Annotated in this window: 14 protein-coding genes and 3 tRNA genes; 13 read left to right on the top strand and 4 right to left on the bottom strand. The window is 54.6% G+C overall.

Going from position 1 to position 12,419, the window contains the following annotated elements; genetic code table 11:
• Positions 1-34 precede the first annotated feature (34 nt).
• The gene (gene yodD / locus ACQUTI_RS05100; RefSeq protein ID WP_004203478.1) at positions 35-256 is read right to left on the bottom strand and encodes a YodD family peroxide/acid resistance protein; all 222 of its coding nucleotides are present in this window, start codon (positions 254-256) and stop codon (positions 35-37) included.
• Between the two features lie 134 nt (positions 257-390).
• Between yodD and dsrB the strand changes: the two genes are divergently transcribed.
• Positions 391-582: a protein DsrB gene (dsrB, locus tag ACQUTI_RS05095; RefSeq protein WP_004203477.1), complete on the top strand. Its 192-nt coding sequence runs from the start codon at positions 391-393 to the stop codon at positions 580-582.
• A 32-nt stretch (positions 583-614) separates the two neighbouring features.
• On the opposite strand, the gene rcsA is transcribed toward dsrB, so the two are convergent.
• Entirely contained in the window at positions 615-1,238 is a 624-nt protein-coding gene (rcsA, locus tag ACQUTI_RS05090) for a transcriptional regulator RcsA (RefSeq protein WP_004203475.1), read from the bottom strand.
• A 374-nt stretch (positions 1,239-1,612) separates the two neighbouring features.
• Here rcsA and yedD point away from each other — a divergent pair, with 374 nt between their 5' ends.
• Complete coding sequence (gene yedD / locus ACQUTI_RS05085; RefSeq protein ID WP_072140493.1) at positions 1,613-2,047, top strand: lipoprotein YedD; 435 nt, start codon at positions 1,613-1,615, stop codon at positions 2,045-2,047.
• Positions 2,048-2,088: 41 nt separating this feature from the next.
• Here the strand turns inward: yedD and amyA are convergent, their stop codons facing one another.
• Positions 2,089-3,576 carry an alpha-amylase gene (gene amyA / locus ACQUTI_RS05080; protein ID WP_004203469.1) on the bottom strand — a complete coding sequence of 496 codons (1,488 nt, stop codon included), beginning with the start codon at positions 3,574-3,576 and terminating at the stop codon, positions 2,089-2,091.
• Between the two features lie 200 nt (positions 3,577-3,776).
• On the opposite strand from amyA, the gene tcyJ reads away from it, so the two are divergent.
• From tcyJ to sdiA, 5 genes are all read left to right on the top strand, one after another.
• Complete coding sequence (tcyJ, locus tag ACQUTI_RS05075) at positions 3,777-4,577, top strand: cystine ABC transporter substrate-binding protein (RefSeq protein ID WP_004203468.1); 801 nt, start codon at positions 3,777-3,779, stop codon at positions 4,575-4,577.
• A gap of 95 nt (positions 4,578-4,672) precedes the next feature.
• Positions 4,673-5,659 carry a D-cysteine desulfhydrase gene (gene dcyD / locus ACQUTI_RS05070; RefSeq protein WP_004203467.1) on the top strand — a complete coding sequence of 329 codons (987 nt, stop codon included), beginning with the start codon at positions 4,673-4,675 and terminating at the stop codon, positions 5,657-5,659.
• 15 nt (positions 5,660-5,674) lie between these two features.
• Entirely contained in the window at positions 5,675-6,343 is a 669-nt protein-coding gene (tcyL, locus tag ACQUTI_RS05065; protein ID WP_122543178.1) for a cystine ABC transporter permease, read from the top strand.
• Positions 6,340-7,092, top strand: a complete 753-nt coding sequence (gene tcyN, locus ACQUTI_RS05060; RefSeq protein WP_004203465.1) for an L-cystine ABC transporter ATP-binding protein TcyN — start codon at positions 6,340-6,342, stop codon at positions 7,090-7,092. Before tcyL ends, tcyN begins: the two co-directional genes overlap by 4 nt.
• A 314-nt stretch (positions 7,093-7,406) precedes the next feature.
• The gene (gene sdiA, locus ACQUTI_RS05055) at positions 7,407-8,129 is read left to right on the top strand and encodes a transcriptional regulator SdiA (RefSeq protein ID WP_004203458.1); all 723 of its coding nucleotides are present in this window, start codon (positions 7,407-7,409) and stop codon (positions 8,127-8,129) included.
• 67 nt (positions 8,130-8,196) lie between these two features.
• On the opposite strand, the gene ACQUTI_RS05050 is transcribed toward sdiA, so the two are convergent.
• Positions 8,197-8,421, bottom strand: a complete 225-nt coding sequence (locus tag ACQUTI_RS05050) for a DUF2594 family protein (RefSeq protein WP_004203457.1) — start codon at positions 8,419-8,421, stop codon at positions 8,197-8,199.
• A 461-nt stretch (positions 8,422-8,882) separates the two neighbouring features.
• On the opposite strand from ACQUTI_RS05050, the gene uvrY reads away from it, so the two are divergent.
• The 6 genes from uvrY to ACQUTI_RS05020 all read left to right on the top strand — a co-directional run bounded on the left by uvrY (position 8,883) and on the right by ACQUTI_RS05020 (position 12,414).
• A complete protein-coding gene (gene uvrY, locus ACQUTI_RS05045) occupies positions 8,883-9,539 on the top strand; it encodes a UvrY/SirA/GacA family response regulator transcription factor (RefSeq protein ID WP_002911539.1) in 657 nt (218 codons plus the stop codon).
• Complete coding sequence (gene uvrC / locus ACQUTI_RS05040) at positions 9,536-11,368, top strand: excinuclease ABC subunit UvrC (protein ID WP_004203456.1); 1,833 nt, start codon at positions 9,536-9,538, stop codon at positions 11,366-11,368. Before uvrY ends, uvrC begins: the two co-directional genes overlap by 4 nt.
• Positions 11,369-11,425: 57 nt before the next feature.
• Positions 11,426-11,974, top strand: a complete 549-nt coding sequence (pgsA, locus tag ACQUTI_RS05035; protein WP_004141115.1) for a CDP-diacylglycerol--glycerol-3-phosphate 3-phosphatidyltransferase — start codon at positions 11,426-11,428, stop codon at positions 11,972-11,974.
• 150 nt (positions 11,975-12,124) lie between these two features.
• Positions 12,125-12,200, top strand: a tRNA-Gly gene (locus tag ACQUTI_RS05030).
• A 40-nt stretch (positions 12,201-12,240) separates the two neighbouring features.
• Positions 12,241-12,314 (top strand) — tRNA-Cys (locus ACQUTI_RS05025).
• A 13-nt stretch (positions 12,315-12,327) separates the two neighbouring features.
• Positions 12,328-12,414: transfer RNA gene (locus ACQUTI_RS05020), tRNA-Leu, on the top strand.
• The last annotated feature ends 5 nt before the right edge of the window (positions 12,415-12,419 follow it).

Raw genomic sequence — 12,419 nt, 5'->3', positions numbered from 1 at the left:
GACTCCTGCGAGTCGGGATTTTTTTCGCCCATCACTAGCGGTTGGCTTCACTGGCGCTGAAATCATGAATATCGAGTTCAAATGCCTCCGCCAGTTCGCGCCAGGTATGCGCCCCGCGGCCATCGATACTGGCGCGCTGAGGGTCATCGAGGATGCGGTGGACTTCGCTTTCGCTGATCTCATTAATCGCCGCCAGTAGAGCATCAACGTTGACATCAACGTCGTTCCCGGTCTGGTCTGTCAATCGGTTCTTCATCATTACCCCCTCGCTGAGCGTCGCTCAAGCCTTTTTAAGTATAGTCGGTCTAAAAAAACGCCAGTCACCGGCCGCGACGCTGCGAGCGGCGTGGTTTTGTTCTACACTGGCTGAAAATAGAGAGGAGATGGATTATGCAGGTGAACGATCGTGTCACGGTGAAGACCGACGGTGGCCCACGTCGATCGGGCGTAGTGCTGGCAATTGAGTCGTTTAGCGAAGGGACGATGTATCTGGTTTCGCTGGAAGACTATCCCCTGGGGATCTGGTTTTTCAATGAAATAGGGCACCCGGATGGGATCTTCGTGGAAAAAGAAATCTCGTAAAACCGAACTGGCGGGACCACCGCCAGTTTGTTTCAGCGTAGATTCACCTGAATACCACTGGTAATGTTTTCGGTCAGCCGAACGATGTGGTAAATCACCTGCTTATTATGCGTCTGTATTTTCTTTTTAATATTACCTTTGTGCGATGATACCGTTTTCGCTTTGATGTTCATTTGCGTTGAAATTTGCGAAGTACCATGCCCGGCCATCCACATTTGCAGCATATTTGATTCTGTTTTGCTTAGCGACAACGTCGGTAAATTCAACTGCCCCAGGCTCGTGTTCTTGTATTTAAGATAATTAACCAGAATGACATCAAGGTCTTTTGGGGTGATCGATTTTGAACTGATTAGCAGATTCTTACGTACCCGCAGATAGCGGTCAAAATGGATGTTCGCCAGCGACATAAAAATCACAAACAGCGTCGCCGGATTTTGCGTGATGATCTGGCGAATAATGTTATTACTTTCATCATCATGCACAAAGCAATCTTCATTCAGAAACACCACCGCCGGGCAACATGACGCACAGTGCCTGTGCAGATCCTCAGCGCAGTTGACCTCAACGATTTCCTGTTTTTTAATTCCCCGACTGGTCAGATATCCCGTAAGTCCTAACCGGGTATAACTGCACAAATCCATAATCATCGTTGACATGACCCATCCTCAATCAACACGTAACGATATACACTTCGCACTGGCTGTGCGAAGCAGTCCTTGCGGGCGGTAATAATAGTAGGTTTAAGAAAGAACCCATTAGTTCCATTAAACTATTCCGCATCTCTGCATATAATTTGCCAGGAAAACTCTTAAAGTAAAGTCGAGAACCGGTAGTGTGAGCGAATTAAAAACAAAAAGTGCCCGTGGCTGCTATGGTTAGGCGCCAAAGATTCTTTTACTTTCAGAATTTCCTTATTTCATATGAAGGTCGCGATGCCTGGCCGTGTTTTACCCGGCTTCTCCGCCCGCAGCGGGGGTGGAAGGCTTAACGCTTTAATGCCACAATACTTTTTTATCAGCTTGTGGGATGAATGATGAAACAGTTAGTTTTTGCTGGCATGGTGGTGGCGCTGGCCGGATGCGTGCAGGTTGATCGTTACGAAGACGTTGTTAAAGCCCCCGCGCCGGCAGGCCTGGAAGGCTACTGGCAGACGAAAGGGCCGCAGAGTGAGATGATGAGTCCGGACGCCATCGCCAGCCTGATCGTCACCAAAGATGGGGACACCTTCGACTGCCGCCAGTGGCAGCGCGTGATCGCCCAGCCGGGGAAACTGATGAACCGCGATAGCGATATCTACAACGTGACCGCTTCCCTGGATATCTACCCGATCGAGCGCGAGGGCAACACCCTTTCCTACGATCGTATGACGTTGACCCGCGTTGAACGTCTCACCCCGGAGTGCGAGAAAGCGTGGGCTAAAGCGCGTGCCACCGCTCCAGTCAGCGCGCCGACCACCGCGCACTAAGATTCCGGCGGGCCACCGCTGGCCCGTCCGGCGTCAGATGACTACAGCACCGCCTCCAGCACCCACACGCTGACGCTTCCTCCGTTACAGGTAAAGGTGGCGCAGCCTTCGCCGTCGGTTTCGACAATCTCTTCCCGATTGCCCAGGAAATCCCGCCAGCGTTTGTTGCCATAATTCTCGCCCAGCGTCAGGGTCTTTTCTCCCTCATCACCATTGGACATCACCACCACGCAGCCGGGATCCTCGTCCGTGCCGCTGCGGCTGAAGGCAATGCAGTTGGGGTGATCGAACCAGAGAGTCTGCACGCCGTGGGCAAAACGCTGACGGGCGTCGATCAGCTCGTGGAGTTGTTCGATAACGGGCATTTCTATGGCGTAGGTTTGTCCGTCGCCGCCGGTATCCTCATAGGAGGCGCCGAAGAGATCGGCATAGAAGACCGAGGGTACGCCATTTTCACGCAACAGGATCAGCGCATAGGCCAGCGGTTTAAACCATGGCTCAACAGGCGCCTCGAGCGCCTGCAGCGGCTGGGTATCATGGTTGGTGACCAGGGTGACGGCATGGAAGGGGTCGGCTTCCACCAGCGTCCCGCTGAAAATCTGGCTCATGTCGTAATCGCGCCCCTGGCGGGACGCTTCATGAAATTTCATCTGCAGCGGGGCGTCAAACAGCATCGTCTTGCCCTCGACCAGATCGATATACTGCTGGAGCTTTTCCACTTCATGGGACCAGTATTCCGCAACAATAAACAGCGGCTGCGGGGCCACCTCCTGAACATGCTCGATCCACGCTTTGTAAAACCATGCGGGGATATGCTTCACAGCGTCAAGACGAAAACCGTCGCAACCGGTTTGCTCCATCACCCAGCGCGCCCAGTATTTGATCTCTTCGGTGACGGCGTGATTACGAAAATCGATATTGGCGCCCATCAGGTAGTCGAAGTTGCCAAGCTCGTCATCGACCTGTTCATTCCAGCCTTCGCCGGTGTAGTCGTTGACGATTTTAAATACACCGTCTTCTGTCGGATTCTCGATGTGGTCAATGCCGCTAAAGCACTTGTAGTCCCAGACAAACTGCGAATACTGCCCGGCGCGCACCGGGAAGGTATAGCGAGTCCATGCCTCGCACTCGATAATCGTCTCGTCAATTTGCGTGCGATCCTGCTCATCGACGCGCTGCACGCGCAGGGCCTCTTTTTCATCGGCGCCCATTTTATGGTTCACCACCACGTCCAGCAGCACGGCGATGTCGTGCTCCTTCAGGGCGTTGATTGCCGCCAGCAGCTGGGTCTTATCGCCATATTTGGTGGCGACAGAGCCCTTTTGATCAAACTCGCCGAGGTCGAAGAGATCGTAGGTGTCATAGCCGACGGAATAGCCGCCCGAGGCGCCTTTGTAGGCGGGGGGCAACCAGACCATATTGATGCCGATTTCGTTAAGACTGGGGGCCAGCGCTTCGACTTCACGCCACAGTTCGCCGCCGGCGGGGTAGTACCAGTGAAAACATTGCAACAAGGTGGGGTTTTTCATCTTCCATGCTCCAGACGTCAACAGGCTGACCTTTGCAGTATGGGAGATATCCCGCAAAACGGGTGAGGAAAGCCCTGAATTTCGCTATACCCTAAAGCGGATCATATATAATAAATTTGCATAAGATGTAGCGTAACGATGTTGGTGTCGGGCCGTTAAGCGCTTTACACTACAGGAAAATCCTAACCTTCGGGGTATCTATGAAATTAGCACTTCTGGGTCGTCAGGCGCTGATGGGCGCGATGGCCGTTGTTTTGATGGCTGGCGTTAGCGTGAAAACTTTTGCGGCGGAAAACCTGCTCAATCAGATTAAAGAGCGCGGCACCCTGCGCGTGGGCCTCGAAGGCACCTATCCTCCTTTTAGCTTCCAGGGCGATGACGGTAAGCTGACCGGCTTTGAAGTGGAGTTCGCCAACGAGCTGGCGAAACATCTGGGCGTGAAGGCTGACCTCAAACCGACCAAGTGGGACGGTATGCTGGCCTCGCTGGATTCCAAGCGCATTGACGTGGTGATTAACCAGGTCACTATCTCTGATGAACGTAAGAAAAAATACGATTTCTCTACCCCGTACACGATCTCCGGTGTGCAGGCGCTGGTGAAGAAAGGCAACGAAGGCGCGATTAAAACCGCGGCGGATCTGAAAGGCAAGAAAGTGGGCGTCGGGCTGGGCACTAACTATGAAGAGTGGCTGCGTCAGAACGTCCAGGGCGTGGATGTCCGCACCTATGATGACGATCCGACCAAATACCAGGATCTGCGCGTAGGCCGTATTGACGCCATTCTGGTTGACCGTCTGGCGGCGCTGGATCTGGTGAAGAAAACTAACAACACGCTGGCGGTAACCGGCGAAGCGTTCTCCCGTCAGGAAGCTGGCGTTGCACTGCGCAAAGGCAACGATGACCTGCTGAAAGCGGTAGATGGCGCGATCGCGGATATGCAGAAAGATGGCAGCCTGAAGGCCCTGTCAGAGAAATGGTTTGGCGCTGACGTGACAAAATAAAGGCCAGCGGTGAAAAAAGGCGCTCCTGGAAGCGCCTTTTTTTATTTAGCGCGTAACTGTGTGCATAATGAAGCATAACTGAGTCAGGAGGGGCCATGTCACTGCAAAATTTAACCCGCTTTCCGCGTCTGGAATTGATCGGCGCGCCGACGCCGCTGGAGTATCTGCCGCGTCTGTCCGATCACCTCGGGCGCGAAATATTTATCAAACGTGATGATACGACGCCGCTGGCGATGGGGGGAAACAAACTGCGCAAGCTGGAGTTTCTCGCCGCCGATGCGCTGCGCGAAGGGGCGGATACTTTAATTACCGCCGGCGCGATCCAGTCTAACCATGTGCGCCAGACGGCGGCGGTCGCCGCCAAACTGGGCCTGCACTGCGTGGCGCTGCTGGAAAATCCCATCGGCACCCGTGCGGAGAACTATCTGAGCAATGGCAACCGCCTGCTGCTGGATCTGTTTAATACCCAGGTTGAGATGTGCGATGCCCTGACCGATCCCGCTGCGCAGCTCGACGAGCTGGCGACCCGTATCGAAGCGCAGGGGTACCGCCCGTATGTCATTCCGGTCGGCGGTTCAAACGCCCTTGGGGCGCTAGGCTATGTGGAAAGCGCGCTGGAAATCGCCCAGCAGTGCGAAGACGCGGTGGAGATTTCGTCGGTGGTGGTGGCCTCCGGGAGCGCCGGCACCCATGCCGGACTGGCGGTCGGCCTTGAACAGCTGATGCCGCAGGCGGAACTGATTGGGGTGACGGTGTCGCGCGCGGTTGCCGACCAGCTGCCGAAAGTGGTAGCGCTGCAGCAGGCCGTGGCCAACAGCCTTGAGCTGCAGGCGAAAGCCGACATCATCCTGTGGGACGATTACTTTGCCCCAGGCTACGGGACGCCAAATGAGGAAGGAATGGCCGCCGTGAAGCTGCTGGCGCAACTGGAAGGTATTTTGCTCGACCCGGTTTATACCGGCAAAGCGATGGCCGGACTTATCGATGGCATTACGCAGAAACGCTTTAAGGATGAAGGGCCGATTTTGTTCGTCCATACCGGCGGAGCGCCGGCGCTGTTTGCCTATCATCCTCACCTCTAATACAGAAACCACAGCATGCAAGAAAGTATTCAACTGGTCATCGATTCTGCGCCTTTTCTGCTGAAAGGCGCCGTCTTTACGCTGCAGCTGAGCATTGGCGGGATGTTTTTCGGCCTGGTGCTGGGCTTTATCCTGGCGCTGATGCGCATGTCGACCCTCTGGCCGGTAAAATGGCTGGCGCGCATGTATATCTCCATTTTTCGCGGGACACCGCTTATCGCTCAGCTGTTTATGATCTACTACGGTTTGCCGCAGTTTGGCATTGAGCTTGACCCGATCCCGGCGGCGATGATCGGCTTATCGCTGAACACGGCGGCCTACGCGGCGGAAACCCTGCGCGCGGCCATCGCCTCGATTGACAAAGGGCAATGGGAAGCGGCGGCCAGTATCGGTATGACCCCCTGGCAGACGATGCGTCGGGCTATTTTACCCCAGGCGGCGCGGGTCGCTTTGCCGCCGCTCTCTAACAGTTTTATCAGCCTGGTAAAAGATACCTCGCTGGCGGCGACGATCCAGGTGCCGGAGCTGTTCCGTCAGGCGCAGCTTATCACCTCGCGTACGCTGGAGGTCTTCACCATGTATCTGGCCGCCTCTCTGATCTACTGGGTGATGGCGACGGTACTCTCCTCGCTGCAGAACTATTTTGAAAACCAGCTGAACCGCCAGGAGCGTGAACCGAAATGAGTGCGATTGAAGTAAAAAGCCTGGTGAAAAAATTCCATGGCCAGACGGTGCTCCACGGTATCGACCTCGAGGTGCAGGAAGGCGAAGTGGTGGCAATCATCGGCCCCAGCGGCTCGGGTAAAACCACCCTGCTGCGCAGCATTAATCTGCTGGAGCAACCGGAGAGCGGCACTATCCGCGTCGGCGATGTGACGATCGACGCTGGTCGCAGCCTCGGGCCGCAAAAAGGGCTTATCCGTCGGCTGCGCCAGCACGTTGGCTTTGTCTTCCAGAACTTCAACCTGTTTCCCCACCGGACGGTGCTGGAGAACATCATTGAAGGGCCGGTCATCGTAAAAGGTGAAGACAAGCAGGAGTCGATGGCGCGGGCGCGCGATCTGCTGGCGAAAGTGGGCCTCAGCGGCAAAGAGAACAGCTATCCGCGCCGCCTCTCTGGCGGGCAGCAGCAGCGGGTCGCCATTGCCCGCGCGCTGGCCATGCGTCCGGACGTGATCCTGTTTGATGAACCGACCTCGGCTCTCGATCCCGAGCTGGTAGGGGAGGTGCTCAATACCATCCGCCAGCTGGCGCAGGAGAAACGTACCATGGTTATCGTGACCCATGAAATGAGCTTCGCTCGCGACGTTGCCGATCGGGCGATTTTTATGGATCAGGGACGCATCGTTGAACAAGGCGAGGCCAAAGCGCTGTTCGCCTCGCCTCAGCAGCCGCGTACCCGCCAGTTCCTCGAAAAATTCCTGATGCAATAGAGCAGGCGCAGGCGCGGCGGCTCGCCTTCGTGTGAGCCGCCGCAATGAGCCCAATTCCACGCTGGGGCAACACCCCATCGTCACGTCTTTGTGCTATTTACTCCCCTGGCCGTATACACCGCTTCCCATCCCCCCTTGTAGGGTGTAGAAAATGAAGGGAGGGGCCTTAGTTTCAGCGCAGCGAACTGGGAAAAGGCAAGTCTTCAGGCTAATAAATGCGACAGCTACGATATTTTATACATATAAATAAGATTTATGTGTTAGTTTTCTGTATTTATAATAATGATTATCAATCAGGAGTTATTTGCACAGCTATGAGGGACAATGATTTTTTCAGCTGGCGGCGGGATATGCTGCATCAATTTCAGTCCATGGCCGCCGCTCAGGAGGTTTATAATCTCCTGCAACGAGAAACAGAAACGCTGGAATATGATTTCTATACGCTTTGTGTGCGTCACCCGGTGCCTTTCACTCGCCCCCGCGTCACGTTTCAGTCGACCTATCCCCGCGCATGGATGTCTCATTACCAGGCAGAGAATTATTTCGCCATAGATCCCGTATTACGCCCGGAGAATTTTATGCGTGGCCATCTGCCGTGGGAAGATGGGCTGTTTCGCGATGCGCAGGCGTTATGGGACGGCGCGCGCGACCATGGTCTGCAAAAAGGGGTGACACAGTGCCTGACGTTGCCGAATCATGCTCAGGGTTTTCTCTCCGTCTCCGCGAACAACCGTTTGCCGAATGCTTATGCTGAAGATGAGCTGGAGCTGCGCTTGCGAACGCTGACGGAGCTGAGCCTGCTGACGCTCTTGCGTCTTGAAGATGAGATGGTGATGCCACCGGAGATGAAGTTCAGCCGGCGCGAACTGGAGATCCTCAAATGGACCGCGGAAGGAAAGACCTCTGCGGAGGTGGCGATGATCCTCTCGATTTCGGAAAATACGGTCAATTTCCATCAGAAGAATATGCAACGGAAATTTAACGCGCCGAATAAAACGCAAATTGCCTGTTACGCTGTGGCGACAGGGTTAATCTGAAGGCGCCTGCCGTTCTGCGTGCCAGACGTGATACCGGCTGTCAGTCATACTTTCAGCCGGTACAGGATTACTGCCGATAAGCTTGTTTAATTTGCTTAACGGTGCTGGAGAATACGGCGGCCTGAGCCTCATCTTCCATCTGCGCGATCTGCTTTTCCATTTTAATAATCACGCGACCCGCATCTGCCTGGCCCATCGCCTGCAGCATCAGCGTCATCATCGCTTTCAGGCAGGAGACTTCCTGCGCCAGTTCCTGATTATTTTCTGCAGTGGAAAAATCTGGTGTGCTCATCGATATCCTCGTTTACTCGCTGCGCTATTGCGCTCTACTCAATGTGAAGGCCGCGCAGTATACCACAAGCGACAGAAAAAAAAGGAGTGCTTAATTTCTGTTCTCTCATCTGAGCTGTGAATGGTTTTATGCTTCAGATAAGACGTAATAGCCATCGTCAGGCCAATAATTGCCACTATCTATTTAGTACGTTAATAATTGTTACATATTTAGCTTCGTATTTATGCGCTACGTAATCTGTTGTGTTTTTTGTGCCTTCTGTATGGGGATTGTTAAAAAATAAGACTCGTGCAACCGACTGTTCGCAATGACTTTCCACTGAGTGTGCACAGACATTGCCATAAATGAGAGCCAAATCGAGGCGAGGGCATTTTTTTGCCTTTTAAAATAGCAATAAAACCCGGTAATATGTGGGAGATAAAGTATCAGTAGCGTTATCCCTCATTCTGGAGATTATTCCTTTGATCAACGTTCTTCTTGTTGATGACCACGAACTGGTGCGCGCAGGGATACGACGCATTCTGGAAGATATAAAAGGGATTAAAGTCGCTGGCGAAGCCTGCTGCGGCGAAGACGCCGTCAAGTGGTGCCGGGCTAATTCCGCCGATGTCGTCTTGATGGACATGAACATGCCCGGGATCGGGGGTCTGGAAGCGACGCGCAAAATTGCGCGCTCGGTAGCGGGCACGAAAGTGATCATGTTGACCGTGCATACTGAGAATCCCTTACCTGCCAAGGTCATGCAGGCGGGGGCGGCAGGTTATCTCAGTAAGGGCGCCGCGCCACAGGAAGTGGTGAATGCGATTCGCTGCGTCGCGTCAGGGCAACGTTATATTGCCTCTGATATTGCTCAGCAAATGGCGTTAAGTCAGATTGAACCGGAAAAAACAGAATCGCCGTTTGCCAGTTTGTCTGAACGCGAATTGCAGATTATGCTGATGATCACCAAAGGTCAGAAGGTGAATGAGATCTCAGAGCAGCTGAATCTGAGTCCTAAAACGGTTAACAGCTATCGCTATCGGATGTTCAGCAAATTGAACATTCATGGCGATGTCGAGCTGACCCACCTGGCAATTCGCCATGGCCTGTGTAATGCGGAGTCGTTAGCAAGCCAGTGAGTGATGTTTTTGACGCAAAAGCTTTCCTGAAAACGGTAACTAGCCAGCCCGGTGTGTATCGGATGTATGATGCTGGCGGAACCGTCATCTATGTTGGCAAAGCCAAAGATTTGAAAAAGCGGCTCAGCAGCTACTTCCGCAGCAACCTCGCGTCGCGTAAAACGGAAGCGCTGGTGGCGCTGATCGCGCAAATCGACGTGACCGTCACCCATACCGAGACGGAAGCGCTGCTGCTTGAGCACAACTATATCAAGCTGTACCAGCCGCGGTACAACGTGCTGTTGCGCGACGATAAGTCGTATCCTTTTATTTTCCTCAGTGGCGATACCCATCCGCGTCTGGCGATGCATCGTGGCGCCAAACATGCGAAGGGCGAGTATTTTGGTCCTTTTCCCAACGGCTATGCCGTGCGCGAGACCCTGGCGCTGCTGCAGAAGATCTTTCCCATCCGTCAGTGTGAAAACAGCGTCTACCGCAATCGCTCCCGTCCCTGTCTACAGTATCAGATTGGCCGCTGCCTCGGGCCGTGCGTGGCGGGGCTGGTCAGTGAAGACGAGTATGCACAGCAGGTGGAGTATGTGCGGCTGTTTCTTGCCGGCAAAGATGACCAGGTGCTGACTCAGCTCATCGCGCGGATGGAGAAGGCGAGCCAGAACCTTGAGTTTGAAGAGGCGGCGCGCATTCGCGACCAGATTCAGGCCGTCCGCCGCGTGACTGAGAAACAGTTTGTCTCTAACACCGGCGACGATCTTGACGTGATCGGGGTTGCCTTCGATGCCGGCATGGCTTGCGTCCATGTACTGTTTATCCGCCAGGGTAAAGTACTGGGCAGCCGCAGCTACTTCCCGAAAGTGCCTGGCGGCACCGAGCTGGGCGAGGTCGTCGAGACCTTTGTCGGCCAGTTCTATCTGCAGGGCAGCCAGATGCGCACGCTGCCGGGGGAAATTTTGCTCGACTTTAACCTCGGAGATAAGACGCTGCTGGCCGAGTCGCTGTCAGAACTGGCGGGGCGTCGAATCCATGTGCAGACCAGGCCGCGCGGCGACCGGGCGCGTTATCTTAAGCTGGCGCGCACCAATGCCGCGACGGCGTTAACCACCAAATTGTCTCAGCAATCGACCATTCATCAGCGTCTGCAGGCGCTGGCCTCCGTGCTGGAGCTGCCGGCGGTGAAGCGGATGGAGTGCTTTGATATCAGCCACACCATGGGCGAACAGACCGTCGCCTCCTGCGTGGTATTTGACAGCAATGGTCCGCTGCGCGCGGAGTACCGGCGATATAATATCGCCGGCATCACCCCGGGCGATGACTACGCGGCGATGAATCAGGTCCTGCGCCGTCGCTATGGCAAAGCGATTGATGACAACAAGATTCCTGATGTGATCCTGATAGACGGCGGCAAGGGGCAGCTGGCGCAGGCGAAAGCGGTGTTTGCGGAGCTGGACGTCCCCTGGGATAAACATCATCCGCTGCTGCTGGGCGTGGCGAAAGGTAGCGATCGTAAAGCCGGCCTGGAAACGTTATTCTTTGAGCCGGAAGGCGAGGGGTTTAGCCTGCCGCCGGATTCGCCGGCTCTGCACGTGATCCAGCATATCCGCGATGAATCGCATGATCATGCAATCTCCGGCCATCGCAAAAAACGGGCGAAAGTGAAGAACACCAGCTCACTTGAGACTATCGAGGGGGTGGGGCCGAAGCGTCGCCAGATGCTGCTGAAGTACATGGGTGGACTGCAGGGGCTGCAGCAGGCCAGCGTCGAAGAAATTGCCAAAGTACCGGGCATCTCTCACGCTCTGGCAGAAAAGATCTTCTACTCGTTGAAACATTAGGGGCTCTGTAGCAACATAGGGCTAATTTTTACTTACAACAGATAGTTACCCGTCACTATGCAATTTAATATCCCTACGTTGCTTACTCTGTTCCGCGTCATCCTGATCCCGTTCTTTGTGCTGGCGTTTTACCTGCCCTTTAGCTGGGCGCCGTTTGCCTGTGCGCTGATTTTCTTTGTTGCCGCTGTGACCGACTGGTTTGATGGTTTCCTCGCCCGTCGCTGGAACCAGAGTACCCGGTTCGGCGCCTTCCTCGATCCGGTGGCCGATAAAGTCATGGTGGCTATCGCCATGGTGCTGGTCGCTGAGCACTATCACACCTGGTGGGTTACGCTGCCGGCGGCGACGATGATTGCCCGGGAAATTATTATCTCCGCGCTGCGCGAGTGGATGGCGGAGCTTGGAAAACGCAGCAGCGTGGCGGTCTCGTGGATTGGCAAAGTAAAAACCACCGCGCAGATGACCGCCCTGGTGTGGATGCTGTGGCGTCCTTATCCGTGGGTGGAATGGGCAGGGATCGCGCTTTTCCTCGTGGCGGCGGTGCTGACGCTGTGGTCGATGCTGCAATATTTGAACGCGGCGCGCGGCGATTTGCTTGATCAGTGATCGTTTCGCCGTTATTTTCAGCAAACGATGCAAAGTTGCGAAAAATACCGTTGACTCACCGCGAGAGATAAGTAGAATGCAACGCATCGAACGGCGGCACAGTCTTCCAGACGATAACAAAATCAAGTGATTAGCAAATAACTTGATGATGCGGGAATAGCTCAGTTGGTAGAGCACGACCTTGCCAAGGTCGGGGTCGCGAGTTCGAGTCTCGTTTCCCGCTCCAAATTAATAGCATCGGCATAGGCGGGTGCTTCAGTATCAAAGGCGCGTTAGCAAAGCGGTTATGTAGCGGATTGCAAATCCGTCTAGTCCGGTTCGACTCCGGAACGCGCCTCCACTTTATATCCCGAGCCCGGATGGTGGAATCGGTAGACACAAGGGATTTAAAATCCCTCGGCGTTCGCGCTGTGTGGGTTCAAGTCCCACTCCGGGTACCATTGGG

Origin of the sequence: Klebsiella sp. 7-CIP_Kleb. (assembly GCF_050378655.1) — a bacterium.
In the GTDB taxonomy this organism is placed as follows: domain Bacteria; phylum Pseudomonadota; class Gammaproteobacteria; order Enterobacterales; family Enterobacteriaceae; genus Klebsiella; species Klebsiella quasipneumoniae.
Note: the sequence above shows the minus strand (reverse complement) of the source record. Positions and strands in the feature narration are given on the sequence as shown.

Bases quoted from the DNA above. Each gene is read 5' to 3' on its own strand.
- yodD (WP_004203478.1), bottom strand. From the start codon at position 256: ATGAAGAACCGATTGACAGACCAGACCGGGAACGACGTTGATGTCAAC.
- dsrB (WP_004203477.1), top strand. From the start codon at position 391: ATGCAGGTGAACGATCGTGTCACGGTGAAGACCGACGGTGGCCCACGT.
- rcsA (WP_004203475.1), bottom strand. From the start codon at position 1,238: ATGTCAACGATGATTATGGATTTGTGCAGTTATACCCGGTTAGGACTT.
- yedD (WP_072140493.1), top strand. From the start codon at position 1,613: ATGATGAAACAGTTAGTTTTTGCTGGCATGGTGGTGGCGCTGGCCGGA.
- amyA (WP_004203469.1), bottom strand. From the start codon at position 3,576: ATGAAAAACCCCACCTTGTTGCAATGTTTTCACTGGTACTACCCCGCC.
- tcyJ (WP_004203468.1), top strand. From the start codon at position 3,777: ATGAAATTAGCACTTCTGGGTCGTCAGGCGCTGATGGGCGCGATGGCC.
- dcyD (WP_004203467.1), top strand. From the start codon at position 4,673: ATGTCACTGCAAAATTTAACCCGCTTTCCGCGTCTGGAATTGATCGGC.
- tcyL (WP_122543178.1), top strand. From the start codon at position 5,675: ATGCAAGAAAGTATTCAACTGGTCATCGATTCTGCGCCTTTTCTGCTG.
- tcyN (WP_004203465.1), top strand. From the start codon at position 6,340: ATGAGTGCGATTGAAGTAAAAAGCCTGGTGAAAAAATTCCATGGCCAG.
- sdiA (WP_004203458.1), top strand. From the start codon at position 7,407: ATGAGGGACAATGATTTTTTCAGCTGGCGGCGGGATATGCTGCATCAA.
- ACQUTI_RS05050 (WP_004203457.1), bottom strand. From the start codon at position 8,421: ATGAGCACACCAGATTTTTCCACTGCAGAAAATAATCAGGAACTGGCG.
- pgsA (WP_004141115.1), top strand. From the start codon at position 11,426: ATGCAATTTAATATCCCTACGTTGCTTACTCTGTTCCGCGTCATCCTG.